We start from the raw sequence: 26,988 nt of genomic DNA on the forward strand, positions 1-26,988 counted from the left end.
GTTTTTGCCACCGCTCACGGGCTCATTTGGAGTTAAAACGACCGGTAGTCGGATTTAATCCGGTCGAAATCCTTCGAGCTCGAAAGCGCAGTTCTTATACATTAGTTGAGAAAATACTCATATGAGCGTGGGAGCGATATCACGATTTGGTGCCCCACGCTGTCCGTCCCGTGTCCAGACAATTGAACGATCGATTCACCATCACGAATGACTGAACTTACCCTGTACGAAGAAGCGATGTGTTGTTCCACCGGCGTCTGTGGACCCGACCCCGACGACGAACTAGTCGAAGTCAGTGCCGCCCTCGACCAGTTGGAGACGGCGTTCGAGGACGTCGACGTCTCGCGGGCGAACATGCAACACGACATCGACCAGTTCCTCCAGACCCAGCGTATCTCTGCCCTCGTCGAGGAACACGGGCCGTCGATTCTCCCCATCACGGTCGTCGACGACGAAATCGTCGGGAAGTCCGAGTATCTCGACTACGACGAACTCGAGTCGATCCTCGAAGATCACACGGGACCTGAGGAGGCGTCACGATGACGTCGAAACCGACCGACGCTCGCACCGTCGTCGAACCGACGAACGACGGGACCGAGTTCGTCTTCTTCAGCGGGAAAGGAGGTGTCGGCAAGAGTACCGTGAGTTGCGCGACCGCGACCTGGCTGGCAGACAACGGCTACGACACACTGCTGGTGACGACCGATCCTGCACCGAACCTCTCCGACATCTTCGATCAGAACATCGGTCACGAGGTCACGGCGATCGACGAGGTCGAGAATCTCGCAGCCATCGAGATCGACCCGGACGCCGCCGCCGAGGAGTACCGTCAAGAGACGATCGAACCCATGCGGCAGTTACTCGACGACGAGCAACTCGAAACGGTCGAAGAGCAACTCAACAGTCCGTGCGTCGAGGAGATCGCCGCTTTCGACAACTTCGTCGACTTCATGGACAGCCCAGAGTACGACGTGGTCGTCTTCGACACCGCGCCGACCGGTCACACCATCCGCCTGATGGAACTCCCCTCGGACTGGAACGCGGAACTCGAGAAGGGCGGCTCGACGTGTATCGGTCCGGCGGCGTCGATGGAAGACAAGAAGGCCGACTACGAGCGTGCCATCGACACGCTACAAGACGCGGACCGGACCTCGTTCGCCTTCGTCGGAAAACCCGAGGCCTCCTCGATCGACGAGATAGAGCGGAGCGCTGCCGACCTCGCCGACCTCGGGATCGAATCTCAGATGCTCGTCGTCAACGGCTATCTCCCGGAATCGGTCTGTGAGGACCCCTTCTTCCGCGGTAAGCGAACCGACGAGCAGTCGGTCATCGACCGCGTCGCGTCGACGTTCGACGAACAGGCGCTCGCCACCTATCCGCTCCAGCCGGGTGAGATCACCGGGCTCGACCTGCTCTCGAACGTCGGCGGCGTCCTCTACGACGGCGAAGACGCCACAGTCGACGTCGAAACCGTCCCCGACGCGACGACGGACGAACGGTCGGTAGACTTCGATTCGCTCACAGACCCCGATGCCGTCGCAGAACAGTTGCGACCGGTCGACGGGACGCGCTACCTCTTCTTCACCGGAAAGGGCGGTGTCGGAAAGAGCACCGTCGCCTCCACGACGGCGACCGCACTCGCCGAAGGAGGCTACGAGACGCTCGTCGTGACAACCGATCCAGCGGCGCATCTCGAGGACATCTTCGAGGAGTCCGTCGGTCACGACCCCACGTCGGTCGGTCAGGAGAACCTCGACGCGGCCCGCATCGATCAGGAGGAGGCACTCGAGGAGTATCGGACGCACGTTCTCGACCACGTCACCGAGATGTACGAGGAGAAAGACGACAGTGCGATCGACGTCGACGCCGCCATCCAGAACGTCGAGGAAGAACTGGAGTCACCGTGTGCCGAGGAGATGGCGGCACTCGAGAAGTTCGTCAGTTACTTCGACGAAGACGGGTACGACGTGGTCGTCTTCGACACCGCGCCGACCGGCCACACGCTCCGACTGCTCGAACTCCCGTCGGACTGGAAGGGCTTCATGGACCTCGGGTCACTGACGAAGGGAGCAGCACCCGAGAAGGGAGACAAGTACGACGACGTGATCGAGACGATGCAGAACCCCGACAAGAGTACGTTCGCGTTCGTCATGTACCCCGAGTACACGCCGATGATGGAAGCGTACCGGGCGGCGGAAGACCTGCGAGACCAGGTCGGTATCGAGACCTCGCTGGTCGTGGCTAACTACTTACTTCCCCAAGAGTACGGCGACAACGCGTTCTTCGAGAACCGTCGTGCCCAGCAGGAACGGTACCTCGACGAGATCAGCGACCGGTTCGACGCACCGACGATGCTCGCACCACTTCGACGAGACGAACCGGTCGGACTGGACGAACTCCGTTCGTTCGGGGCGGAGATTGCCGGTCTGTCTAGCGTTCGTGAGGAGACACAGGAGGAGGTGACGCCGTCGTGAGCGAGAGTCGAGCCGAAGCGCCTGCTGTCGAGACGGAGCTTCGAGAGTTCCTCGAGACGCTCCGCGACTCCGAGACCTGCCAGCGGTTCGTGGAGGCGCAGAAGGAACTCGAAGCGGATTCCGAGGCGGTCGAGTTGCTCGAGACGTATCGACAGAAACAGGACACGTTGCAGGACGACGAATTCGATCCCTCGGTCATGGGTGAGTTGCGAGACCTCCAGACCGAACTCTCGAACAACGAGACGATCCAGCAGCACCGAGACGCGCAGGCGGAACTCGTCGACCTCCTCCAACGGACCAACGACGCGATAAGCGAACGAATCGGTCAGGAGTTCGCACGGTCGCTCGGAGGTGGGTGCTGTTGAGTACATCCGACGAGGACGTGTTGACTGCCGCCGCCGACCTCGGGAAGAAACTTCAGACGCTTCAGTCGGAGTCGACGTCTTCCGAGTTCGAGTCGATTCTCGTGGCGTGCAACGAAGCGATCACCGAGACGACCCGCCTCGAGTACGGCGAGGTCTGCGACGCAGGTAGCGACTGCTGCTGAGTTCAGTCGTCGAGCGTCGGTCTCCGCTTCGCCCGAACCGCGACCCGGCGAACGACCTATGTACGGGTAGGGAGCAGTACTGTGCCCACATATGAAACGCATTAGGACTCCGACGAAGAGATGTCCGGTATGGCAACGAAAGAGACTCTACGCGTCGATTTCCTGTGTGTGGAAAACGCGGGCCGGAGCCAGATGGCAGCCGCATTCGCCGAACGAGAGGGGTCCGAACGTGGACTCGAAGACGTCGTCGAGGTACACTCGGCGGGAACGCGACCCGCCGACGAGGTTCACGAATCGGTCGTCGAGGCGATGGACGAAGTCGGAATCGACATCTCCGATCGGGAACCGAAGTGGGTCGTCGTCGAGGACCTCGAACACAGTCACTTCGTGATCACGATGGGCTGTACGATCAACGAGTTTCACCCCTCTACGTACGGCGTCGAGCACAGGGAGTGGGGTCTCCGCGACCCAGAGGGGGAAGACTTCGAGACCGTCCGAGAGATCAGGGATGAACTGGACCGTCGAGTGACGGAACTCTTCGACGAGATCGAAGACGTCGCGCGGGACCTCGAAACGAAACGGTCCCTCTCGGAACGGGTAACCGAGACGATCAAGAACGCGCTGTCGTTCTGACGGCGTCTCGACCGATTTTCCCGGTCGGGCCACTCGGTCGTCGGTAACTGGGACCCGTCCGGAGCATCTCGGCGAATTCGCTCGGCATCTTTACGTCCTCGATGCTCTGAGCCTCTCGTTCGACGCCGTATTCGACCCGAAAGAACTGACCGAGTGGACGGGAACGGGCACGTACGAAGGCGAATTCGTATGTATCCTTCGCGGGAAACTACACGCCCGATGCCCTCCATCGTCGACCAAACTGTGTTTAGCGAGCCCTCCGGCCGTCCCCTTGGAGTGGTCTACCTCTGTGGAGCACTCCTGTTGTCGGGGGCGTATGGATACTACGCCGTCGTGGGAGCTGTGACGCCGACCAGTTCCGTACTGTTTTTGAGCGCCGGACTGGCCCTGTCCGGAATTGCCGAGTCCCTGCCGAAAATTCGTCGACGGGCAGCCGGTGTCCTACGACTCACGGCGATCTCCGTACTGGTGAGCCTTCTCGTTATCATCGCCTTCGCGCCCGAATTCCTCACTAGGTGATAGAGCCGGTCGGGGTAGGTTCACTGCTGTTGTAACGAGTTCGTTCTCACGGGGGACTCACTACGAGTGAGAGGAGAGACACGAGATTGAGTTGCTGCACACACCCGCTAAGTCTTGCACACCTTTTCTGACAGCGATTGTAGATGTCACCGTGGCCGTGCCGAATAGAGCGCGCAAATCGGCCACCTAGTTTCGACCGAGAAGCAGGACCGTGAAGGCGGACTATCGATCGACTGAAACGCGAGTACAGTCTTGTTCTCGTATGCAGTGGCTGGATGCACTCGTTCGCCCTCTCGAACGGTACGCGGATGCGCTCTCCGCTAAAAATCACGGCATCGTCGCCGTTGTCTCGTTTTGCATCTTCGTCGGCGTGATCGCTCTGGGGTTCGTTCCGGTGACTCGCCGAATCGAGACGTCCGGCTATTCCACTACAGATTTGCAGGCCGCGACGACCCGGGCGGAGGTGGACACGATACTACAAGCCTTCGACCCGGTCGTGGAATCGGTGATGCTTCTCTCCGTCCTCGATTACGTCTTCATCGTCGCAGGGTTCTTCTTGTTTTTCTCGCTCCATTCGGTCTGCATGAAGGCGCTGGCAGGCCGCGGTAGGCTCGTCCTGATACCGAAGATAGGGATGGGCCTGACAGTCGTCTCTCGACTTCTCGATTCGCTGGAGAACCTCTGGGTCATCCTCATCTACACGAATCCCGACGAGTACGCGACCATCCTGATCGGTCTCACGAACAGCTCTGAAGCGTTGAAGTGGATGGTCGTCAGCGTCGAATATCCGATGCTCGGCATCGCCATCGCGCTTGCACTGCTGACACGGTTTACCTCGCTGTTCGACGGTCGCTCAGAGAGCCCACAGTAGGCAGGGCTGAAATCTTTGACCGGTGAGAGACTGCAGTAGCTGTGCTGAATACAGAGCGCGAGCCTCGCACGACGATCTGCTCGAATAGCGTGCACAGAGAACCGGTCGATACAGTCAGCGTGAGCAGTTGCCCGAAATCCACGACGAATCGGAAGTTAACACATATATCCGACGACAGTGTCTTTCTGGTTTATATGCAATTCTGTGACGAGTGTGGTTCGATGATGCATACGGAGGGGGATACGTGGACGTGTCGCTCCTGTGAGAACGAGGAGTCGCGGGACTCGCAAGCGGAAGCGGAGATGGCGATCCAGGACGGACAGCAGGACGACGGGGCACCCGCCGTGGCCGACGCGACCCAAAACTCCACCGAGACGATGCAGGAGCCCTGTCCAGCCGACGACTGCGACAGCGACCGAGCCTACTACGAGATGATGCCGAAGCCGGGCGGTTCCTACGAGGTTCGGCTGTTCACCTGCGTCGAGTGCGGCCACAAGTGGCGCGGGTCCTGACTCCCCGGTAACCCAAACCACTCGATTCGCAGGCTCACTGAGCGACTGGTTCAACGTCTCCAGCACGAAAGAAAAGAAGCCGGCGTGCTGCATACACCCTCTGCGGTCAGCAGTTGCGTATGGTTTGTTCCACACCCTCAGTCGTGAACCCGTTTTAGGTCAACTTGCGTACTTCATACCCACTAAGCGTTCTGCGGCAACTCTCTGACAGCAATGCCCTCCGGATTAGGTCCCCTCGCCAGAGAGCTATCGTTTTCGTACTACGAGGATGCATTTCCTGCACACGACATTTTCCATGCGAAACGAGTTCGTGACGTATCTCTCCGGTTAGCGGACCAGCATCCCGATAGTATCGACCGAGACGTACTGGCTGCAGCAGCGTGGTTCCACGATATCGGCCGACCACTCGAACGGATCGGAGAGATCGAAGATCACGACGAATGGGCGGCCACCGAAGCCATACCCCTTCTCCAGGCTGAAGACGTGGCACCTGACCGGGTCACCGCTGTCGAGCACTGCCTTCGTGCACATAGCATCCGGGCGAACTCTCCCGAACCAGAGACAACTGAGGCGAAACTGCTTTTCGACGCTGACAAGCTCGACGCCGCTGGCGCGGTCGGGATCGTACGACTCGCCTGTATCGTCGGCGAGCGTTCAGGGCGCACCGGTGAGCAGTACGCAGTTATCGACGACGCGTCCACACTCGAAGGAGACTATCCTGAATTACCGGATATCGACCTCTTACGCGAGTGGGCGCGAGAACGTCTTGACTCGCTATACACCGACCCAGGCCGACGCCTCGGGGAGTCTCGCTGGGACTTTGTCGAGAACTTCTTCGAGCAGTTCACCCGTGAAATCGACCCGGATAGAGAATCGTGGCTCCGTTGAAATCCTCCGGCGCCGATAGTTCGCTGGGGCCGTGCTGAATAGAAGGCGCAAGTCGGTCAGCGACCTTCGGATACGAATCAGAACTGTGAATCGGTCAATGTTGGGTCTGTCTGTGCGTGGCTCGGCACCATGGAAAGACCATGGCTGGCTGCTCGTCGTTTTAGCACATTTATTTACATTATCCGGAGAATAGACCGTCCCATGCCCTCCAAAATCAGAGACATTGTGTTCAGTGAGCCATCTGGAAGGACCCACGCGTTCGTAATGTTTGCTAGCTCGCTCGTCATGTTGGGTATTTACATCTACTACGATATTCTACGCGGTGTTTCCGACATTAGCTCGCATGGCGGTTGGATTCGCTCTGTCTGGACTTGCTGAGTCCCTACCAACGGAGCGCCGACAGATAGCGGGTAGATTGCGTGTCGCCGCGATTCTCTTGTTGACTGGGTTGTTTAGTTTCACTATCTTTGCCCCAGAAATTATTTTTGGACCACGGTAGAGTCTCCGTGTTCACTTAGTACACCTACTGACCAGCTGGTTTGCTTTCTTCAGCGTGAAAGAGATGAAGCTGCTGTACTGAACATGTCCTCTGTATCCAGCACGTCGTACGCGTCCGTTGCCGAGAGTTTCGACGAAGCCCATCTCCGGACAGTCACCGATTCCGAACGGAATTGTGTAGAGAGTCGACACGAACTTCGAAAAACGGCTTTTATCCCGGTTCTCGTCCGTTCCGACGGAGGAATTCGATGTCACGAAAGCAGCTCTCGACCACCCGGCGGGCGTTTCTCGGCGCGGCGGGCGTCGCCGCCGTCGGGAGTCTCGCCCTCGGCGGGTCAGCAGTCGCACAGCAGGACGGGTCGAACGGCGCGCGGAACTACCGCGTCACCGTCGCGAACCGCACCGACTACCAGCCGTTCACGCCGCCCGCCGTCGTCGCCCACCGACCGGACGTCGAGGTGTTCGCGGTGGGCGAGGCGGCGAGCGAGGCGGTCAAACAGGTGGCCGAGAACGGCAACCTCGGACCGCTCTCGGAGTTCGCCGAGTCGTCCAACGCGGTCCGCGGCGTGGCCGTCGGCGAGGGGCCCCTCGTCCCCCGCACCGACCCCGGCGACACGGGACATCCGTACTTCGCCGAACTCCACGTCTCCGCCGACGCCAGCGCCCGCTACCTGAGCTTCGTCAGCATGCTCGTCGCCACCAACGACGGCTTCGCCGGCCTCGACACGGTGCCGCTTCCGGAGGCGGTGAACGGGTCGCTGACGTACTTCGCGGCCGGATACGACGCCGGCACCGAGCAGAACACCGAGCAGTTCGCGGACCTGGTGCCGCCCGCGCAGTCGCTCACCGGCGAGCACCGCGAGGGAGTCGACGGAACGGGGTCGAGCGACCCGTCCCTCGCCGAAGACGGCGTCGTCACCCCACACCCCGGAATCACGGGCGTCGGCGACGTGCCCGAGGCGTTCGACTGGGACGGCCCCGTGGCGTTGGTGCAGGTCGAACGGATAGCGTAGAGAGACCGAAGAGAGAGAGATCGAGAGGGACGAACCCCTCGTGTTACCGGCTCAGCACTCCGACCAGCCGCAGGACTCGCACGTCTTGCAGCCCTCGGAGTAGTAGAGCGTCATGTTCCCGCACTCGGGACACTCGGGGCTCTCGCCCGCGGCCAACAGGTCGTCCATCGCGTCGTTCGCGGGCGTGTCCTGTTCGCGGTTCGGGTCGTCCGCGACGGCCGCCCCGCCGTCCGGTTCGGGCGCGTCGGCGCTCTCCGCGCCGGCACCGGCCTCCTCGGACAGTTCGGTGAGGTTCTGCTGCTGCGGGTAGCCTTTGTCTATCTCGCCGTCGAGGTAGCGACGCATCGCGGTGCCGATGGCGTCCGGGATGCTGTTTATCTGCTCGCCCTTGTCCCACGCGACTTTCGGGCTGCGGATGCCCTGCAGTTCGCTGGCTATCTCCTGCGGGTCGACGCCCGACCGGAGCGCCGTCGAGATTGTCTTCGCGAGCGCCTCGGTGAACGAGGCGGTGAAGCCGCCGGAGTTGCCGATGTTGGCGAACAGTTCGAACGGTTCGCCCGTCTCGGGGTCCTCGTTGATGTTGACGTACAGCTTCCCGTAGCCGGTGTCGACGCGCTGGGTGACGCCGTGGAGGACGTCCGGACGCGGGCGCTTCTTGCCGTGGTCGACCTCGCCGTCGGCCGCCGCGAGGAGTCGCTCGACTTCGCCGTCGAGTGCGCTGCGGACCGCCTCGTTGTCGAGGAAGCCCTCGATGCCGCCGAACACGTCCTCTATCTGCTCGACGAGCGTCTCCGCGGCCTCGCCCTCGTCGGAGAAGTCGGTGTTCTTCGCGCGCGTCGTCAGCACCTGCTTCGAGCGGGTACCGTCGCGGTAGACGGTGACGCCCTTCCCGCCGTTGTCGTAGATGTAGCGGTACACCTCGTCCATGTCCTCCTTCGAGGCGCTGTTGGGGAAGTTGCAGGTCTTCGAGATGGCCGAGTCGACGCCCTCCTGACAGGCGCACTGGACCGCCGCGTGGTCCTTGCCCGACAGGTCGCCCGTGACGACGAACAGTTCGCCGATGGCGTCAGGCACCGTCTCCAGTCCCTCGACGCCGTCGAACTCGTTGTTCGCCATCTGCTGTTGGGCCTCGCGCTTGACCTCCTCGACGTCGACGTCGTTCTCCTCCAGAACGCGGAGGAAGTAGTCGTCGAACTCGACGAGCATCTCGTCGCCCTGCACGTCGTCGGAGACGTTCTTGTAGTAGGCGACGTTGTAGATGGGTTCGCAGCCACCCGTCGTGTTGCCGATCATGGACGTGGTGCCCGTCGGCGCGATGGTCGTCGTGTTGTGGTTGCGGACGGGGAAGCCGTCGGCCCACTCGTCGGCGTCCAGTCCGGTGTGGTGCTCGAACCACTCGCGGTACTCGGTCGGGTCCGCGAACTTCGAGTCGCCCCAGTCCTCGAAGACGCCGCGGTCCTCGGCGAGTTCGTGGCTGGCCCACTTCGACTGGTGGTTGATGTGAGTCATCAGCTGTCGGGCGACTTCGTTACCGGGGTCGGAGCCGTAACGGATGCCCAGTTGGATGTAGAGCTGCGCCAGTCCCATGACGCCGAGGCCTATCTTCCGCATCGCGCGGACCTTCTCCGCTATCTTCTCGACGGGGAAGTCCGACATCGTGACGACGTTCTCGAGGAAGCGCGTCCCCTCGTCGATGCGGTGGTCGAACTCGTCCCAGTCGATGGCCGCTTCGAGGAACGCGTCGACGGCCGCGGCGAAGTCGTCGTAGTCGTCGCCGTGCTCGTCGTACCAGACGCGCCAGTCCGGTGCGTCGAGGTCGGCGAGCGTCGAGAGGTTGATGTGCCCGAGGTTGCAGGCCTCGTACTCCTCCAACGGCTGTTCGCCGCAGGGGTTCGTCGCGAGGATGCGGTGGTCGGGGTGTTTCTCCACGTCGAAGGAGTGCTGTTTGTTGACGCGTTCGAGGTAGATGACGCCCGGTTCGCCGTTCTCGTAGGCGCCGTCGACCATCTGGCTCCACAGTTCCTCGGCGGGGACGGAGAGCACCTCGCCCACTTCGACGTACTCGCCGAGGCCGAACATCTCGTAGATCTCCTCGGTCTCGGGCGTGGCGACGTGGGGTTCCTCCGTGCGCGGGTTGGTGAAGACGAACTCCTCGTCGTTCTCCAGCGCCTCCATGAAGTCGTCGGTGACGCCGACGGAGATGTTGAAGTTCGACAGGTGCCCCTCGACGGCGTTCCGGAGGTGCTTGGGCACGCGCCCGTCGTCGTCGATGAGTTCGCGCGCCTCCTCCAGCGCCTCGGCGAAGGAGTTGTGTGTGAAGTCGTCGGGATCGTTCAGGCGGAGCGAGTGGGCCAGCGAGACGTCCTTGTTCTTCGCGTGGATGAACTGGATGACGTCGGGGTGGCTGACGCGCATGACGCCCATCTGCGCACCGCGGCGCGCGCCGCCCTGCGCGATGGTCTCGCACATCTGGTCGTACGTCCGCATGAACGTGATGGGACCGGAGGCGATGCCACCGGTCGACCCGACGGCGTCGCCGTACGGTCGGAGCTTCCAGAAGGCGTACCCCATCCCGCCGCCGGACTGGAACACCTCGGCCGCCTCCTTGGCCGTCTGGTGGATGTCCGTGATGTCGTCGTCGGGCGAGTCGACGAAGCAGGCCGAGAGCTGTTGGAGTTCGTCGCCCGCGTTCATCAGCGTCGGCGAGTTCGGCATGAACGACAGCGACTCCATCATCTCCTGGAACGTCTCGCGCTTCTCCTCGACGACGGCCCGGATGTCGTCGGGGAGTTCGGGGACGACGGTGTCGTAGGCGAACTTGTTGACGTTGTAGACAGACAGCGTCGTCTCGGCGTCGTCCTCGGCGGACACGCCTTTGCCGAACACCTCGGCGGCGAGTTCGTCGCGCCGCGGGTGGTCGGGCTTCAACTGCTCGGGCGTGACCGTGACGTCCACGTCGCGGCTCTCGGCCTCGTAGACGGCCTCGGCCAGCGAGATGTTCTTGGCGACGCGGGCGAACAGGTCCTCCTGCGCCTCCGTCGGGTTGCCGTCGGCGTCCTTGCGGAGGTAGCGCGCCGGCAGGATGTTCTGGTAGGCGTTCGCTGTGAGTCGGTCTTCGAGCGTCTCACCCTCGGTGCGTTTGATGGGCAGGACGAGGTCGTCCGCCGAGAGGTCCGCGCGACTCATCTACTGTTCCTCCCGCCCAGTGTCCCCACGCTGGGCGATTTCGAATCGTGTGACTGACTCAGTTCCGGTCATTGTAACGATGGCTTGTAATTGTGGGTGCGTCCGTTAAGGCTTCGGTATCGGTGAACAGCGTCCGAACTGTCATATTCCGTTCATACTGTCGGCACCGCACCCGTCAGTTCCGACAGGGCTGGTATCGGATACGGCTCGTCTGCCAATAACGGTAGCCAAAGCGGAGTGAAAGTGTTGTGCTCGGGTCGGGAATCGACAGATGGAGTGAAGTTATCCACGGGAACCGAAGGGGGGTTCGACAGCTCACGAACCGCCGGGAGTATATAAGCAACGACGACCCGTTGGGGTACTTGAATTTGATATACCCCGTGTTCACCGGCGTAGTATCAGAACTATTACTACTCTCGTTCAGACCGTTGAACGCGCCGTGAGAACGGCCGGTGTGGAATTCAGTCGCCGGGACGACGACGGGAACGCGACGGCCCCGTCGGACCGACTCAGAACCCGCCGAAGCGGAGGTAGACCATGACGAGAATCAGTATCAGCTGGAAGAACCCCTGCACGCCGCCGAGCTTGGCGTTCTGCTGTCCGATTGCGCTGATGACGCCCGGGTCCGGGTCGGGCGAGCGCATCTCGACGTACATCCGAATCTCGCCGGGCATGAGGAAGCCGAACCCCTGCACCGAGAGGAGGGTGACGATGGCGAGGGCGACGACGACGGCGGGCGTCGTCATCTGCAACTGTCCGAGCGTGAGCCCGACCCACGTCAGCGAGCCGACGGTGGCGACGGCGAACGGCGCCTGCCAGCGCAGGTCGGACCACGCGTTCAGCCGCCAGCCGAGCAGCAGGAAGACGGGTATCAGGTTGGCGGCCGTGAAGAGGGCGAGCCACGGCTCCGAGTGGGGGAACAGGCCGAGTCGCTGCGCGAGCACGAGGCCCGAGGCGATGGTGACGAACGCCAGCGACGGGAGGAGAAAGGCCGTCTTGGGCGTCAGTCGCTGGAACACCGCGGCGCTCTGTTCCTCGTCGAGGCCGCCGACGACCGGGCCGAGGACGGCACCGAGGAAGACGTCGATGCCCGTCCAGAGCAGGCCCGTCATCACGTGAACGTAGGTGTGGTGCTGTATCGAGGCGACCGTGAGCGCGTATCCCAGCGCCGAGACGGCCACCAGTACGACCCCGCCGGCGAACGCCGGGTTCGCCAACTCCGCCATCCCGCCGACCGTCCCGCGGACAGTACGTGTAGACATTCTAACTGAAACCAGACGGGACCACTGTGTTAAATCTATCCCGAGGCGGTCAGCCTCCCCCGTCGCGACTCTCGACGGTACCCCGAGCGTCCGACCCTGTCACCCGGCCGCCCACCTGTTCTATCGCCCGACTGACCTCTCTCCTGACCGTCCTATCGCCGGACAGTCCGGCACCGACGCCCACAGACTTATTCTCTCCGCGGTTGATATATCCGCCATGTACCCTTCACTTGCGGGTGCGCTCGCGACGCTCCCCTCCCTCCCGATGCAGTTCGGCGGACTGCTCTCGACACCGCTCGGTCAGGCGTTCGCCGTCGTCGTGGCCCTCGCCGTCGTCGTCATCGTCGGACGCATCGTCCTGAACATCGCGTGGCGACTCGTCACCATCGCGGCGGTCATCATCGGCATCCTGCTGTTGCTCTCGTTCTTCGGCATCGGCCTCTGAGGCCGTCGCCGGGGTCCGTTGGACGCGCTCGCAGAAAGAGTATCCTCGAGTCCGCGTTCGACGTGTGGTTTCGAGTCGGGACGAGACGGGCGACGACAGCGAGGCGCGACTACGCCGTCGCGGCGGTGTCGTCGGTATCGGCCTGCCACCACAGAATCGCCGTGAACGCGAGGCCGCCGAGGAACAGCCCCCAGTTCACGACCGGGTCGTTGTAGTAGAAGACGTCGATGCCGAACGACTGCCGGTACAGCGGCCAGAGCGGTTCGATGCTGTCCGCGATGTCCGGCGCGGAGAGCATGTCGGCGAAGACGTGGGCGACGCCGCCGACCCACACCGCGCCGATGGCGTACAGGTAGTCGTTGCCGATGGCGTTCGCGGGCAGGTAGCGCGAGCGGAGCCACGGGACGACCCACTTGCCCAGCACGGCGCCGATGGCGATGGCGGCGACGCTCACGAACAGCACGGTGTGGACGACGCCGTGGTGTTTGATGCCGGCGAACGCCTTCGAAAGCCAGAGGTCGATGTCCGGCAGGAGCGAGAACGGTGCGCCGAGGGCGACGAACCCGAGCGCCGCTTCGTCTTCGTACGCCAGCCAACCGGCGACGGTCAGCCAGAGCAGTCCCATTCCGACGTGTCCGATGATGTCGACCATGGACGAACACAGACGAGTGAGGGGGTTGTATCTGGTGGCCAGAACGCCCGTCGCGGTCGTTTCCGGCGGTTTCGGGGCCATCACATACAAGAGGCGCAAACGGCGGGACGCGCTCGGGACGCAGACACAGGTCCTCGCGCAGGAGTGGGGGCGTTGCCGTCCGAGAGGTCCTGCCGCCGGAGCGGACTCGGTGTCAGGCGACGGCGCGTTCGCGGTCGACGACCACGTCGAGGAAGTTCCGAATCACGTCGTGGCCGACGCCCGTGAGGACGCTCTCGGGGTGGAACTGCACCGCCTCGATGGGTCGCTCGCGGTGGCGGACGCCCATCACGAGTTCCTCGCCGAAGTGGTCCGTCGTCGCCGACACCTCGAAGCAGTCGGGCACCTCGGTGGCGACCAGCGAGTGGTAGCGGCCGGCCTGAAAGCCCTGGTCCAGTCCGTCGAAGACGCCGCGGCCGTCGTGGTCGACGGGGAACGCCTTGCCGTGAATCGGCTCCGGGGCGTGGCCGACGCTGCCGCCGTAAGCGTACACCGCCGCTTCGAGGCCGAGACAGACGCCGAGCGTCGGCACCGATTCCGAGAGCGTCGTCAACACCTCGGTCGTCACGCCCACGTCGCGGTCGTTCTTCGGGTGCCCCGGTCCGGGACTGATGACGAGGGCGTCGGGGTCGAGGCCGCGAATCTCGTCGAGCGACGCGGTGTTCTTCCGGACGACCACCTCGACGCTCTCGCCGCCGACCCGTTGCTCGGAGAGGTACTCCACGAGGTTGTAGGTGAACGAATCGAAGTTGTCGACGACGACGACGCGGAGACTCATCGGCGCACCTCCTCGGTCTCCCGGGCCTCGGCGGAGTGGGGCGCGCCGTCGGCGTCGTCCGCCGCGTCGGCGCCGCTTGTCGTATCGGCGTCGCCCGTCCCGTCGGCGTCGTCCGCTTCGCCCGCCGCCTCGCGTTCGATTCGTTCGACGGCCGCGAGGACGCCGCTCATCTTCTGTTCGGTCTCGTCGTACTCGGCGGCCGGGTCGCTGTCGGCGACGAGACCAGCGCCCGCGCGCACGGAGACGACGTCCTCGTCCCCGCGGCGTTCGACCGTCGCCGTCCGGATGACGATGGCGAAGTCGGCGTCGCCGGACCACGAGTAGTAGCCCACGCCGCCGCCGTAGACGCCGCGCGGCGTCAGTTCGAGGTCGTCGATTATCTCCATCGCGCGCACCTTCGGCGCGCCCGTCAGCGTCCCGGCGGGGAACGTCGCGCGCGTCGCGTCGAACGCGTCGCAGTCGGTCGCGAGCGTCCCGGTCACCGTGGACTCGATGTGCTGGACGTGGCTGTACTTCAGCACGTTCATGAACTCCTCGACGCGGACGCTGCCGGCCTCGCTCACCCGGCGCACGTCGTTGCGCGCGAGGTCCACGAGCATCGTGTGTTCTGCGCGTTCCTTCCCGTCGGCCAGCATCTCGCCCGCGAGGCGGCGGTCCTCGACGGGACTCGTCCCGCGTTCGCAGGTGCCCGCGATGGGGTTCGAGACGACCCGGTCGCCGTGGACGGAGACGAGCGTCTCGGGACTGGCGCCGACGACGTGTTCGTCGTCGTGGCGCAGCAGGTACATGTACGGCGAGGGGTTGACGGCTCGAAGCGCCTCGTACAGACCCACGGGGTCCACCTCGCCGCGGAGTTCGCGCACGCGGGAGACGACGCCCTGGTAGATGTCGCCGTCGAGGACGTGGTCTTTCGTCGTGCGGACCGCGGCTTCGTACTCCTCGCGCGGGCCGGCGGACTCGCCCGTCCGGACGAACCCGCCCGGTTCGGGCGTCTCGGCCTCCCGGAGCGTCGCCGAAACCGCCTCGGCCTCGGCGCGGAGTTCGTCGTACACCGCCCCCGGGTCGTCGTCGGGGGCGACGACGGGCGTGCAGACGAGCGTCGCCGTCTCCTCGGCGTGGTCGAACGAGAGCGTCCGCGTGGTGAGGACGAACTGCGCGTCGGGTGTGTCCGTCTCGGGGCGTTCCACGCCGACCTCGTTCAGCCAGAGGTCGTAGACGGCCTCGTAGGCGAGGAAGCCGACGAGGCCGCCGCGGAGTCGCTGCCTGTCGTCGTCGGGGAATCCGACGCGCGGGAGGTCCGGAAGCGCGCCGCGGAGGCGGTCCAGCACGTCGCCGTCGCCGGGGTCGACGTAGTCGGCGGCCCGGCCGCCCAGCGTCTCGACCGACGCCCCGTCGGGACCGACGGTGACGACGGCGTCGGGGTCGTAGCCGACGAACGAGTAACGGGCGTGTCTGTCCGTCGTCGCGTGGTCCGGCGCGAACGCGCCGGCGGGGTCGCTCGACGCCGTCTTCTCCGCGCTCTCGAGGAGGAAGCCGTAGTCGCTTCGGTCCGCGAGCGCCGCGTACGCCGTCAGCGGCGTCGCCGTCGGCAGGTCCGCGGTGAGGTGGGCGACGACGGGACCGCTCTCGTCTTCGACCATCGAGACGAACGCCTCGCGGGAGAGCGAAAGCGGGGTGCCGGCGACGCCGTCGGCGCGTCTCACGGCGTCGCCCCCCGCGCCCCGGCGGCCGTCGCGTTCTCGACGAAGGCGCGCACGGCGTCGCGGTCCTTCACGCCGCCGCTGGACTCGACGCCGCTCGCCACGTCGACGGCGTAGGGTTCCACCGTCCGGACCGCCTCGGCGACGTTGCCGGGGGTCAGTCCGCCGGCGAGGACGACGGGCGCGTCGAGCGTCGAGGCGACGTCGGCCGTCCGCGTCCAGTCGTGCGTCTCGCCGGTGCCGCCCGCTCCCTCGTCGCTCACGGAGTCGACGACGACGGCGTCGACGGCGGCGGCGACGTCGCTGGCGCGTCGCGGGTCCGCCGCGTCCACGACGGCGGCGATTCGCGCGTCCACGCCGGCGCGGACGGCCCGGAGGTCCTCGGCGTCGAAGTCGCCGTGAATCTGGAGCACGTCGGGGTTCACGCGCGCCCCCGCCTCGATGGCGTCACCGACCGTCTCGGGCATCGTGACGTGCGTCGTCGTGAGGAACGGTGGGGCGGCGGCGGCGAGTTCGGCCGCCCGGGCGAGCGACAGTTCTCGCGGCGTGTCGACGGGGACGCCGGCGATGAAGCCGACGGCGTCCGCGCCCGCCTCGTCCACGGCGCGGAGGTCCGTCTCGCTCGTGACGCCGCATATCTTCACCCGTACCATCTCAGACCTCCGCCGACTCTGCGTCCGGCGTCTCCGCGTCGGTGCCGCAGAGGTCGGCGAACGTCTCGGCGGCCCGGCCGGAGTCGATGGCGTTCGCGGCCACCTCGGCCCCCTCCTCGACGGAGTCGGCGAGGCCGGCCACGTAGACGGCCGCGCCCGCGTTCGCGAGGATGATGTCCCGCTTGGGGCCGGTCACGTCGCCCGTGACGATGCCGCGGAGGTCGGCGGCGTTCTCCTGCGGCGTACCGCCGGCGACGTCGGCGACCGGCGCGGCGTCGAGGCCGAGGTCAGCCGGCGCGATGGCGTATTCCTCGATGCTGTCGCCGTCGACTTCGGCGACGACCGTCTCGTCGTGGAGCGCTATCTCGTCCATGCCGGAGCCGTGGACGACGAGGGCGCGTTCGACGGGCATCTTGGTGAGTGCGCGCGCGAGGACGGGGACGAGGTCCGGGTCGTAGACGCCGACGACCTGCGCCTCCGCGCCCGCCGGGTTCGTGAGCGGTCCGAGGACGTTGAAGATGGTCCGCATGCCGAGTTCCTGCCGCGGGCCGATGACGGCCTTCATCGCGGGGTGGAACACCGGCGCGAGCATGAAGCCGATGCCGTCGCGTTCGATGGCCGCCTCCACGGCCGGCGGTTCGGCCTCCACGTCCGCGCCGGCGACTTCCAGCACGTCCGCGCTCCCCGACGAGGAGGAGACGGAGTAGTTGCCGTGCTTGGCGACGGCCGCGCCCGCCCCGGCGGCGACGATGGCGCTGGTCGTCGAGACGTTGATGGTGTCGTAGTCGTCGCCGCCCGTGCCGCACGTGTCGACGAGCGGGTTCCGGTCGGGTTCGATGGTGCGGGCGGCGTCGCGCATCCCCTGTGCGAAGCCGGCGATTTCGGTCTCCGTCTCGCCCTTCGACCGGAGGGCCGTCAGGAGCGCGCCGATCTGCGCCTCCGTCGCGCCGTCGAAGACGAGGCGCGCCGCCTCGCGCGCTTGCTCTTGCGTCAGATCTGTGCCCTCGGTCGTGCGTTCGATGTAGGTTTGGAGCGTCATCGTAGAGACACCGATGTACGTCTTCGGTATACAATGCACAAATCAGTTCACCAGCTTAAGCCTGTCGGGGTGACGCGAGCGCCGCCGCCGGACGCTCGGAGTCGGTCGGCGGTCGGTGCCTGCGTAACCGTTCCGTCGGCCGAATCGAACGACGCCGACTCGATTCGCAACCCTTAATTGTATCCCCGGAAAACGAGGTAATGCGCTCAGACGGGCGCCACGGACGCAGTAACCAGGGTTGGTGGTCTAGTCTGGTTATGACACCTCCTTGACATGGAGGAGGCCGGCAGTTCAAATCTGCCCCAACCCACTTCTCTTCGACGCTACCGACGAGCGAAGCGAGGAGCGTACGTCGAAGTGTGTGGTAGCCATCGATTTGAACCAGCGAGCATCGCGAAGCGATGCGAGTGAGGTTCACAATCTGACCTAACTCACTTCCTCACCGCTTCTCACTCGCGTCACGAGTCGCCACGACGTCTGCGGTTCTCGCCGAAATCCGCCGTTCGATTCGGACGTTCGTGCGGTCACGCCGTTGGTGGACGGAGTCCGCAGGACCGTCGCTACCCTCGTTCGACAGCTGTTTTACATAAGCGGGCGTGGTTCACTCGTGTATGAGTGACTCACGTCAGCGTGGAATTTTGGGTCGGCTCGGGTATCCGGATTCGTCGATAGCGGGCTTCAGCATGGTTCTGTCCGGATTCATCGCCCTCATGGGAATCATCACGGCAGAAGTCCTCTATCCGAACTATTCGACGAGACAGGACATCAGTGACCTCGGGTCGACGCGGCCACCGAATCCGGTCATCCACGAACCCTCCGCGACGATATTCAACGGCACGATGCTGGTGACGGGGGCACTCGTGCTCGTTGCGGCCCTCTTCGTCTATCGCGCCACGAATCGCCGTGGCTTCCCGGTCGTACTCGCTATCTTTGGTTTCGGCGCATTCGGCGTCGGCGTGTTCCCCGGCAACGTGACCCCCTGGCACGGGCTCTTCGCGCTTCTCACCTTCTTCAGCGGCGGTCTCGCAGTCGTCCTCTCGTCACGGGTCGTCTCCAGGCCGTTCTCCGTTCTCTGTGGTCTCTTCGGGGGTATCTCGCTCCTCTTTCTCGTGAGTGTGTTTTTCTACGGACTCGTCATCGGCGGCCCTCATCCGCTGGAGTCCCTCGGGGGTGGGGGAATCGAGCGCTGGGTGGTCTATCCGCTCGTGCTGTGGACACTCGCCTTCGGTGGCTATCTGTTGGGGACCGCTGACGACGACCTGAGTCGCTCCCCGCGCTGATCGGGACGCGCTTCGTATTCACCGCGGGGGCTGAAGCCCGTCGCCGAGTGAGGGGTTCCACAGGACCGGTCGTCCCCAAAACGTGACAACGCGAACCAAGATTCTATCTCCCCCGGCGCTGTACCTCGACTGGCGTGATGCCGAATGGCAGCGATACAGACCGATGAGCTGACCAAGTATTACGGCGAGACCCGGGGTATCGAGGACGTCTCCTTCGCCGTCGAGGAGGGGGAGGTGTTCGGCTTCCTCGGCCCCAACGGGTCCGGTAAGACGACGCTCATCAGGACGCTGCTGGGCTTCCAGTCGCCGACGGGCGGCGGAGCGACGATGCTCGGCCGGGACGTGACGGACGAACGCGAGATGATCGAGGCGCGCCGCGAAATCGGCTACCTCCCCGCGGAACCGGTGTTCGACGAGAACGCGACCGGACGGCGACTGTTGGAGTACTACGGCGCGTTGCGCGGCGACGAACGCAGCGACGAACTCCTCGACATGTTCGACCCGCCGTTACAGCGGAAGATCGGCGGCTACTCCCGCGGGAACAAGCAGATGCTGGGTATCGTGCTGGCGTTCATGCACGACCCGAACCTGATACTCATGGACGAACCGACGAGCGGGCTCGACCCGCTCAAACAGGAGCGGTTCGTCGAGTTCGTCGGCCGCGAACACGACCGCGGGAAGACGGTGTTCCTCTCCTCGCACATCCTCGGCGAGGTGCAGAAGATGTGCGAACGGGTCGGCATCATCCGCGCCGGCCGCCTCGTGGAGTTGGAGAACGTCGAGACACTCCTCGGCCGGTCGGGGAAGTTCGTCAGGGTTCGCGTCGCCGACGAGATACGCGTCGACGACTTCGCGTTCCCGGGCGTCCACGACCTGACGGTGGGGTCCGGCGGGACGACGGACGCGGGCGACAGACGGGGCGGGGAGACGGTGACGTTCACGTTCACCGGCGAGTACAACGTCCTCCTCGACCACCTGACCGGCTACGACGTCCTCGACGTCGAGATAGAGGAGGCACCGCTGGAAGAGGTTTTCATGCGGTTCTACGGGGAGGCGCCGCCCGACGAGGCGAGGGGCGAACCGACCGGCGATTCGGGCGACGGACCGACCGGCGATTCGGGCGACGGACCGACCGACGAACCGGTTGACGAACAGGTCGAGGGGGGCGGGTAGCCGTGCTCGAAATCGCCCGGTACGAGACGGAGCGACGCATCCCGGGGACGGCGGCCATCGCCGTCGGACTGTCGATATACGCCGGCCTGTTCCTCGCCATCGGCCCCTCCATCATCGACGAGGTGGACCTCGAAGCGTACGCGGAGGCGCTCCCGCCGGCGTTCCAGTCGGCGTTCGGCGTCGACGCCATCGGCACGCTCGAAGGCCTGTTCGCCACCGAGTTGTACCAGTTCGGCTGGATTCTGCTCCTCGGGCTCTACTTCGCCTACAGCGCGGGGGACCTCATCGCGGGCGACGTGGAACGCGAGCGACTCGACCTGCTCCTCTCCAGCCCCGTCTCCCGCGTCTCGGTCCTCCTGGGAAAGTTCGCCTCGCTGTTGACACCCATCGTCGTCGTCAACGTCGTCGTCGGCGTCGTCGTCTACTTCGGGGCGGCGTTCGTCGGCGACCCCCTGTCGCTGGCCGACGTGGCGATGGTCCACCTCCTCTCGATTCCGTACCTCCTCGCCTGTGCGGGTCTGGGGCTGCTCATCTCCGTCAGCGTCAGCAGGGGCAGTCTGGCCCAACGCGGCGCGATGGGCGTCGTCTTCGGCCTGTTCATGCTCGAATCGTTCGTCGTCGGGACGGACTACGAGTGGCTGGGGACGCTCAGCCCGACCCGGTACTACGACCCGACCGCGATTCTGGTCGACGGCACGTACGACCTGCTGGGCGCGGCCATCCTCCTCGAAGTGGCCGCCCTGCTGGTCATCGTCAGCGCACTGCAGTTCCAACGGAGAGACATATGAGAGCGACGAGAACCGACGGACGGAGCGGAGTAGCGCGCGGGCGGGTGCGGGCCGACGACCCCGTGAGATGGAGCGACGGCGCGGCGCGGACGCCGTCGCGGGCCGTCGGGGAGGCGCGCCGATGAGGGCGCGGACGGTTCTCGCCGGCGTCCTCGTCGTCTGCCTCCTCGTCCCGACGGGCGTCGCGGCCATCGAGGGCGAGCCACACCTGTCGGCGACGATGCCCGAGAACCGCGTCTCGCCCGGCGAGTCGGTCGAACTCCGACTGCAGATTACGAACGTCGCGTCGCTGGAGGAGAGCAGCGGTGCCCCGGGGGTCGAACAGCGACTGACGACCGCTCGCGGGGTGCGAGCCAGACTCGACTCGGGCAACGCCCCCGTCACCGTCGAGACGACGCGCGCGTCGCTCGGGTCCATCCCCGACGGCGGCGTCGCGGAGATGCAGGTGCGGGTGACCGTCGACGAGGACGCCGAACCCGGGACGTACCGTCTCCCGGTTCGACTCCGCTACGACTACACCCGGGAGATAGACGACTACACGGGCGAGCACGATGACGTCGAGGCGTTCCGGACGGCGCGCGTGCGACTCGTCGTCGAACCCGAGGCGCGGTTCCGACTCGTCGAGTCGGCGACCGACACCCCGGTCGGCGAGAGGGGGAACGTCACGCTCACCCTGCGCAACGTCGGGAGTGCGACGGCGCGGGACGCGAGGGTCTCGGTCCAGTCCCGGTCGGCGGAGTTCCGCGTCGGCACGAACGGCAGCGTCTCCCGGTTCGTCGGCGCGTGGCGACCGGGCGAGGAGGCCACCGTCGACGTGCCGTCGACGGCGCTTTCGACCGCCGGCCGCCGGAACTACACCGTCGTCGGACGGGTCAGCTACTCCGACGACGACGACCGGCCCCGGCGGTCCGAACCGCTCGTCACCGGCGTCGTCCCGGCGCCCGAACAGCGCTTCGTCGTCCGCGAATCGTCCGCGACGCTGTTCGTCGGCGAACGGGGGACGGTCCGGGGCACCGTCGTCAACAGGGGGCCGGAGACGGCTCGGGACGCCGTCGTGTACATCGAGACGGGCAGCGACGGCGTCGTCGCACTCCAGTCGTCGTACCCCGTCGGGACGCTCGAAGCGGGCGAGTCGGCGGCCGTCGCGTTCCCCGTGCGGGTGACCGACCGGGGAGAACCCGGCCCACACCAGTTCGACCTGAGCGTCCGGTACCGGGGGCGCGAGGACGCGACGCGGCAGAGCGACGCGCTGTTCGTGCGCTCGACCGTCGAACCGGAGCGCGACCGGTTCGCGCTGGAACCGCAGAACGCGACGTTCGGACCGGACACCACGAACCGCCTCGTCGTCCGCGTCACCAACGCGGGCGACGCGCCGCGCACGGACGTGGCCGTCTCCCTCGAACCGCGGCCGCCGTTCACGAGCGTCGCGCCGACGGCCTACGTGGGCGAGTTGGACCCCGGCGAGTCCGAACGCGTCGCGTTCGAGTTGAGCGTGGACGAAGACGCCGTGGAGAGCACGCACCCGGTGACGGTGAACGTCACCTCCGAGTCGGCCGACGGCGACGTGGACAGCGAGTCGCACCGCGTCCCGGTCGCCGTCTCGCTCGAGGAGCAGTCGGTCGACACGGGCGCCCTCGCCGCGGTCGGCGTGCTCGCACTCCTCATCGTCGCCAGTCTCGGCTACTGGTGGTACCGGCGACGGTAGCGACGGGTGCGGGCGAGGGCAGCGACGGAGACTGGCGGCGGGTGCGACTTCTCGCGCGACCGGTCCGGCGGCCACAACAGCGAAACGGGGTCCGCCCGGTCACCCGAACGAGCGTCCTCCGACGCTCGGTTTCGACATGAACGAACACCAGTTCGTCAGCCACGTTCGCGAACGTGCCGGACTCGAATCGACCGACGAAGCCCGCGCCGCCGTCCAGGCGACGCTCCGCGTCTTCGGTTCTCGGCTCACGGAACCGGAGGTCGATGACCTCGCCGCGCAGGTGCCCGAGTCGTTCGGTTCGGACCTGACGGGGGAGGGCGGGACGGAACCCGAGTCGTTCGACGCCGAGACGTTCGTCGACCGGGTCCGCGACCGAGAGGCGACCGACGGACGTATCGACGAGTCGGACGCGGCGTCGCACGCGAAAGCCGTCGCCAGCACCCTCGCCGACAGCGTCGGCGACGGCGAACTCGGGGGCATCCGCGCGCAACTCCCCGGAAGCTACGAGCGACTGTTCAACCCCGACACCGCGGGGTCGTAGCGAGGCAGAAGGATGGCCGCATCTCAGTGGCGGGCGTCGGTACCACGGTCACCGCCGGTCCGCAGGACGCCGATGACCGACCGGTGAGTTCGGCTACCGACCGTCGCCGCCGGCGAGCAGACGCCGGAGGCGCGGACCGAACTGGTCGGTGGCGAGCAGGTAGGAGAACCCGAACGCAACCGCACCCATCACGGCCGCCCACGCGCCGAGTTCGACCTGACCGCTCTCGAACATCGAGAGCGCGAATCGCTCGACGTAGACGCCGAAGCCCGAGAGGGCGACGGTGCCGACGCCGAAGACGAGGAGTTCGACGAGTTCGGGGACGAGCGCGAGTAGTCCGCTTGTCATACCGGTGAACCGCCGCGGTCCTTTGAGTCCCTTTCGGTCCGAGCAGTATCCGCTCGCGACGGGCGGTGCCAGCGCGTCCCGAACGGGCGCTATCGCACCGGCGGACCGGACTCGCTCGGATACGTTACCGTTCAACGTGCGCTTTGAGCTATCGGTCGTACTAACTTCTCGACCGTTCACGTTGCACGTACGATGCCCTCCAGCATCACAGACAGACGGCACGGAATCGACGGAGGACCGCGATGAGCCTCCGCGTCGCACTCCTCGTCTGTGTCCTCGGCGCGGCCCTCGCGCCGGCCGGCGCGGCGGCCGTCGAGGACACCGCGACGTTCGTCCACGAGGGCGACGCGCTGACGGTGCACCCGCGGGCCGGACAGGCCGTGACGGGCGAGACGACGCTCCCGGCGGGGTCCGTCCTGAGCGTCAGGATGCGCTCGACGGGCGACACGCAACCGCAGTTCCTCCGGACCGCCGAGACGACGGTCACGGAGTACGGGACGTTCGAGGTTCGCTTCGACATGAGCGACGGGCCGACGAACGGGACGTTCGCCCTCTCGGCGTATCACGACGGCGAGCGACTCGGGCAGGCGGAGGGGCGAATCGTCCCCTGCGACGGCGACTGCACCGACGCGACGGCGACGGAGCGCGACTCCTTCGAGGGCGAGACGACGCTGTCGCCGGACCGCGTCGGCGTCGTCGCCGTCAGCGAGGTGACCCGGACGCGGACGGCGCGCATCCCCGTCACCTTCGGCGACGCCGAGAACGTCACCGTCGTCGTCGGCGAGGAGTCGGTCAACTACCAGTACGCCGCGACCCTCCGCGACCGAGACGGTGACGGCCGCGCAATCCTCCTGTTCCACACCGAACACGCCGGCACGGACCGGACGACGGCGAGCGTCCTCGACGCCGACCAGCGCACGGCGGTCGACCCGATACGGGAGTCGGAACTACCCGCCCTCGTCGACCCCGGAAACTACCCGATAGCGGTCTATCCGGGGACGAACACCACCGGCGACCCCGCCGACGTCGGGTCGCTGGTCGTCCACGAAGCGCCGACGGTCGAACCGTCGCCGACCGAGACGGTGACGGACGCGCCGACGGCGACGGCCGGAACAGCGACGGCCGCGACGGCGACGGACGTGCCGGAGACGGAGCGACCGCGGACCGGGACCGTCACGACCGGTTCGGACGACGGACTGTTCGGCGGCGACGCCGCGGGACTGGTCGCCGTCGGATTCGGCGTCACGCTGGGCGTCGTCGGCGTCGGCGTCCTCCTCGGCCTGTTCCGGTCCTGAGGGCCCGTCGCTCGTCGAACTCGAACGGCCGTCGCTCGCCGAACCTCGTCGAACGCCCCCGCCGAACGTCACTCCCGTACGTACGCGACCAGACCGAAGACGGCGAGACAACCGAGGAAGAAGAGGACGCCCGGTTCGGCCGCGGTGAACACGAGAGTCGCCAGCGTCGAGTCCGCGGCCGACCGACTCGCCGGTTCGACCACGCCGATGCCCGTCGCCGCGGGCGCGACCAGTCGTTTCGCCCCCCACTGGACCAGCACCGAGGCGAGGCCGAGGACGCCCAGACCGGCGACCACGTCGGTCAGCGACCGACGGACGTGCGGGCCGATGTCGCGGTTGCCGACGAAGACGATGGGGTCCGAGGCGGGCCCGTAGACGGTCATCTCGTTGCCCTTCTCCGAGTACCGCGTGTCGACGGCCTCGACGAGTTCGGCCTCGGTCAGCGTCGAGAGGTGGTAGTGGACGTTCTGGACGGAGGTGTCCAGACGGTCGGCCACGTCGGAGGCCGTCCCGGGGTCGTCGAACAGCGTGCGGAACACCGCCCGCCGCGTCTCCGAGGAGAGGGCGTCGATGACGGCGTCCGCCTCCGCTTCGTCCACGTCGAGGACGCGGGGTCGTTCGTCGGTGCGTGCAGTTCGGTCCTGTATGCGGTCGATGAGTCCGGACATTCGTGTGAAGTGCGCGTCGTCGCGTGCACAGTCGTGCGTCGTCGCGTGGTCGTCGTCTCTCGGGCGACCACTAAGCCCTGTTCGTAGTTCAAACGCCGCTTTGAGCGATTCGACCCGCCGCCTCGTCCCCGCGTTCGTTCCCGTCCGCCGTCTCGTTCTGCGCGGCCCGGACCGCCGCCGCCGGTCGGAGGCGGCCGTGACCCGCCGCGGGGTCGGGACCGGGTTTGCCGACGTCCGTCGCCGTCCGTTCGAGCAGCACCTCCACCTCCCGCGGCGACCGGTCGGGGGCCGTCGCGAGGACGAGTGCGGCCGCGCCGCCCGCGTACGGCGCGGACGCCGACGACCCGACGAATCGCTCGTCGGTGACGGGCGAGACGCCCCTGTCGGGCGCGACCACGTCCACGCCGAGGCGGCCGTCGCGGGTCGGGCCGCGCGAACTGAACCGCTCCAGTCGGTCCGTCCGCGGGTCGAACGCGCCCACCGCGAGGACGCCGGGGGCCGTCGCGGGCGCGGTGAGACTGCCCGACGGCACGGGCCGCCTGAAGTCGTGCGTCGGCGACGACAGTTCGAGGGGGACGTCCGTGGCGTTCTGCGGGCCGCGGACGACGACGTGGTACGCGCCCGGCCGCGCGCTGACGACGAAGCGTTCGTTCGGGACGCCGTCGCCCGCGTACGGTTGCGACCGGGCGACCAGCGTCGTCTGCCCGCCGCCCGTCCGGTAGAGTTCGACGGTGTAGTCCTGCGACCGGTACCGTTCGGGCCACGAGAGCCAGACGGTGACGCGGCGGCCGTCGCCGGTGAGGTAGAGGCGACTGTCGCCGCCGAACCGGAGCGTCCCGTTCTCGACGCGACTGTACCGGCCGGCCCAGTGTCCGCGCGCGAGGTTGCCGGTGGGCGCGACGAAGACGACGCCCTCGCGGGTGGCGTTCGTCGCGACGCGGGCCACGGGACTGCTGCCGTCGCCGGCCGTCCCGAGGAAGGAGACGGGCGCGACGACGACGTCCACGTCCGAGGCGACCATCCAGCGGACGGCCTCGCGGAACCCGCGCGGCGAGTCGAAGGTGGCGAGGACGAGGGAGGCGTCGGGGGCGACGCGGGCCACCGTCGCCGCGGCGGCGGTGCCGTGGTCGTCCCGGCCGCGGTTTCCGACCGTCGGTTCGGCCCCGAACGCGCGCGTCGCGGCGACCCGGTCCGCGAGTGCCGCGTGGTCGGCGTCGAAGCCGGTGGCGTCGACGACGCCGACGGTGACGTTCTCGCCGGTGGTGCCCGACGCGTGGAGGCGGTCGAGCGGTTCAGACGCCGTCGAATCCGACGGAATCGCCCGCGACGGCGCTGGAGCCCACACCGCCACGGCGGCGATGCTCGCCGCGACGACGACGACGCAGACGGCGACGACGAGGAGCGTCCAGCGGTCCTCGGTGGTCATGGCTGTCCGGGTGCGGAGGGCGGGGCGGTTCGGATACCCGACATCGTCTCGACAG

27 protein-coding genes and 1 tRNA gene are annotated in these 26,988 nt (G+C 66.3%); 18 read left to right on the plus strand and 10 right to left on the minus strand.

Annotated features, from left to right (window positions below; all coding sequences use genetic code 11):
• Positions 1–207 precede the first annotated feature (207 nt).
• The 10 genes from arsD (at position 208) to BM310_RS13025 (ending at position 7,955) form a co-directional block, all read left to right on the plus strand.
• Positions 208–543 (plus strand): arsenite efflux transporter metallochaperone ArsD, encoded by a 336-nt coding sequence (gene arsD, locus BM310_RS12975; protein WP_089808360.1) that lies wholly within the window; start codon positions 208–210, stop codon positions 541–543.
• The gene (arsA, locus tag BM310_RS12980; protein WP_089808362.1) at positions 540–2,474 is read left to right on the plus strand and encodes an arsenical pump-driving ATPase; all 1,935 of its coding nucleotides are present in this window, start codon (positions 540–542) and stop codon (positions 2,472–2,474) included. The genes arsD and arsA overlap by 4 nt, the downstream gene beginning before the upstream one ends.
• Positions 2,471–2,839: a halo-CC-star protein HcsL gene (hcsL, locus tag BM310_RS12985; protein ID WP_089808364.1), complete on the plus strand. Its 369-nt coding sequence runs from the start codon at positions 2,471–2,473 to the stop codon at positions 2,837–2,839. The genes arsA and hcsL overlap by 4 nt, the downstream gene beginning before the upstream one ends.
• Positions 2,830–3,021: a halo-CC-star protein HcsS gene (gene hcsS / locus BM310_RS12990; RefSeq protein ID WP_089808366.1), complete on the plus strand. Its 192-nt coding sequence runs from the start codon at positions 2,830–2,832 to the stop codon at positions 3,019–3,021. Before hcsL ends, hcsS begins: the two co-directional genes overlap by 10 nt.
• Positions 3,022–3,150: 129 nt before the next feature.
• Positions 3,151–3,654 carry an arsenate reductase/protein-tyrosine-phosphatase family protein gene (locus BM310_RS12995; protein ID WP_342714025.1) on the plus strand — a complete coding sequence of 168 codons (504 nt, stop codon included), beginning with the start codon at positions 3,151–3,153 and terminating at the stop codon, positions 3,652–3,654.
• Positions 3,655–3,873: 219 nt separating this feature from the next.
• Entirely contained in the window at positions 3,874–4,173 is a 300-nt protein-coding gene (locus BM310_RS13000; RefSeq protein ID WP_089808370.1) for a hypothetical protein, read from the plus strand.
• A 262-nt stretch (positions 4,174–4,435) separates the two neighbouring features.
• A complete protein-coding gene (locus BM310_RS13005) occupies positions 4,436–5,044 on the plus strand; it encodes a hypothetical protein (RefSeq protein ID WP_177232614.1) in 609 nt (202 codons plus the stop codon).
• A 194-nt stretch (positions 5,045–5,238) separates the two neighbouring features.
• A complete protein-coding gene (locus BM310_RS13010) occupies positions 5,239–5,556 on the plus strand; it encodes an RPA12/RPB9/RPC11 RNA polymerase family protein (protein ID WP_089808372.1) in 318 nt (105 codons plus the stop codon).
• 213 nt (positions 5,557–5,769) lie between these two features.
• Positions 5,770–6,444 (plus strand): HD domain-containing protein, encoded by a 675-nt coding sequence (locus BM310_RS13015; RefSeq protein WP_089808374.1) that lies wholly within the window; start codon positions 5,770–5,772, stop codon positions 6,442–6,444.
• Positions 6,445–7,190: 746 nt separating this feature from the next.
• Positions 7,191–7,955, plus strand: coding sequence for a spondin domain-containing protein (locus tag BM310_RS13025; RefSeq protein ID WP_089808376.1), 765 nt, complete (start codon positions 7,191–7,193; stop codon positions 7,953–7,955).
• A gap of 51 nt (positions 7,956–8,006) precedes the next feature.
• On the opposite strand, the gene BM310_RS13030 is transcribed toward BM310_RS13025, so the two are convergent.
• Positions 8,007–11,141 (minus strand): adenosylcobalamin-dependent ribonucleoside-diphosphate reductase, encoded by a 3,135-nt coding sequence (locus tag BM310_RS13030; RefSeq protein ID WP_089808378.1) that lies wholly within the window; start codon positions 11,139–11,141, stop codon positions 8,007–8,009.
• Between the two features lie 509 nt (positions 11,142–11,650).
• Positions 11,651–12,367, minus strand: coding sequence for a hypothetical protein (locus BM310_RS13035; protein WP_089808380.1), 717 nt, complete (start codon positions 12,365–12,367; stop codon positions 11,651–11,653).
• 253 nt (positions 12,368–12,620) lie between these two features.
• Here BM310_RS13035 and BM310_RS13040 point away from each other — a divergent pair, with 253 nt between their 5' ends.
• Positions 12,621–12,848: a hypothetical protein gene (locus BM310_RS13040; RefSeq protein WP_089808382.1), complete on the plus strand. Its 228-nt coding sequence runs from the start codon at positions 12,621–12,623 to the stop codon at positions 12,846–12,848.
• 109 nt (positions 12,849–12,957) lie between these two features.
• Here the strand turns inward: BM310_RS13040 and BM310_RS13045 are convergent, their stop codons facing one another.
• The 5 genes from BM310_RS13045 to trpD form a co-directional block, all read right to left on the minus strand.
• Complete coding sequence (locus tag BM310_RS13045) at positions 12,958–13,500, minus strand: metal-dependent hydrolase (protein ID WP_089808384.1); 543 nt, start codon at positions 13,498–13,500, stop codon at positions 12,958–12,960.
• Positions 13,501–13,693: 193 nt separating this feature from the next.
• Positions 13,694–14,317, minus strand: a complete 624-nt coding sequence (gene trpG, locus BM310_RS13050; RefSeq protein ID WP_089808386.1) for an anthranilate synthase component II — start codon at positions 14,315–14,317, stop codon at positions 13,694–13,696.
• Positions 14,314–15,957 (minus strand): anthranilate synthase component I, encoded by a 1,644-nt coding sequence (trpE, locus tag BM310_RS13055; protein WP_089809231.1) that lies wholly within the window; start codon positions 15,955–15,957, stop codon positions 14,314–14,316. Before trpE ends, trpG begins: the two co-directional genes overlap by 4 nt.
• A 59-nt stretch (positions 15,958–16,016) precedes the next feature.
• Positions 16,017–16,670: a phosphoribosylanthranilate isomerase gene (locus tag BM310_RS13060; RefSeq protein WP_089808388.1), complete on the minus strand. Its 654-nt coding sequence runs from the start codon at positions 16,668–16,670 to the stop codon at positions 16,017–16,019.
• A 1-nt stretch (position 16,671) separates the two neighbouring features.
• Positions 16,672–17,709, minus strand: a complete 1,038-nt coding sequence (gene trpD, locus BM310_RS13065; protein WP_089808390.1) for an anthranilate phosphoribosyltransferase — start codon at positions 17,707–17,709, stop codon at positions 16,672–16,674.
• Between the two features lie 235 nt (positions 17,710–17,944).
• Here trpD and BM310_RS13070 point away from each other — a divergent pair.
• From BM310_RS13070 to BM310_RS13095, 6 genes are all read left to right on the plus strand, one after another.
• Positions 17,945–18,019: transfer RNA gene (locus BM310_RS13070), tRNA-Val, on the plus strand.
• Positions 18,020–18,320: 301 nt separating this feature from the next.
• A complete protein-coding gene (locus BM310_RS13075; protein ID WP_177232615.1) occupies positions 18,321–18,989 on the plus strand; it encodes a DUF998 domain-containing protein in 669 nt (222 codons plus the stop codon).
• Between the two features lie 144 nt (positions 18,990–19,133).
• Entirely contained in the window at positions 19,134–20,162 is a 1,029-nt protein-coding gene (locus BM310_RS13080) for an ABC transporter ATP-binding protein (RefSeq protein ID WP_089808392.1), read from the plus strand.
• A gap of 2 nt (positions 20,163–20,164) precedes the next feature.
• On the plus strand, positions 20,165–20,950 hold the full coding sequence (locus BM310_RS13085) for an ABC transporter permease subunit (RefSeq protein ID WP_089808394.1): 786 nt from the start codon (positions 20,165–20,167) through the stop codon (positions 20,948–20,950).
• 67 nt (positions 20,951–21,017) lie between these two features.
• On the plus strand, positions 21,018–22,655 hold the full coding sequence (locus BM310_RS13090; RefSeq protein WP_089808396.1) for a COG1361 S-layer family protein: 1,638 nt from the start codon (positions 21,018–21,020) through the stop codon (positions 22,653–22,655).
• A gap of 136 nt (positions 22,656–22,791) precedes the next feature.
• Positions 22,792–23,196, plus strand: a complete 405-nt coding sequence (locus BM310_RS13095; protein WP_089808398.1) for a DUF2267 domain-containing protein — start codon at positions 22,792–22,794, stop codon at positions 23,194–23,196.
• Between the two features lie 93 nt (positions 23,197–23,289).
• Here the strand turns inward: BM310_RS13095 and BM310_RS13100 are convergent, their stop codons facing one another.
• Positions 23,290–23,544 carry a hypothetical protein gene (locus BM310_RS13100; protein ID WP_089808400.1) on the minus strand — a complete coding sequence of 85 codons (255 nt, stop codon included), beginning with the start codon at positions 23,542–23,544 and terminating at the stop codon, positions 23,290–23,292.
• Between the two features lie 242 nt (positions 23,545–23,786).
• Here BM310_RS13100 and BM310_RS13105 point away from each other — a divergent pair, with 242 nt between their 5' ends.
• A complete protein-coding gene (locus tag BM310_RS13105; RefSeq protein WP_089808402.1) occupies positions 23,787–24,839 on the plus strand; it encodes a BGTF surface domain-containing protein in 1,053 nt (350 codons plus the stop codon).
• Between the two features lie 68 nt (positions 24,840–24,907).
• Here BM310_RS13105 and BM310_RS13110 read toward each other — a convergent pair whose 3' ends face one another.
• Both BM310_RS13110 and BM310_RS13115 read right to left on the minus strand, forming a co-directional pair.
• Complete coding sequence (locus tag BM310_RS13110) at positions 24,908–25,507, minus strand: ArsR/SmtB family transcription factor (RefSeq protein ID WP_089808404.1); 600 nt, start codon at positions 25,505–25,507, stop codon at positions 24,908–24,910.
• 88 nt (positions 25,508–25,595) lie between these two features.
• Complete coding sequence (locus BM310_RS13115; protein ID WP_089808406.1) at positions 25,596–26,933, minus strand: S8 family serine peptidase; 1,338 nt, start codon at positions 26,931–26,933, stop codon at positions 25,596–25,598.
• Positions 26,934–26,988 lie beyond the last annotated feature (55 nt).

Source organism: Halogeometricum rufum (genome assembly GCF_900112175.1).
Lineage (GTDB): Archaea > Halobacteriota > Halobacteria > Halobacteriales > Haloferacaceae > Halogeometricum > Halogeometricum rufum.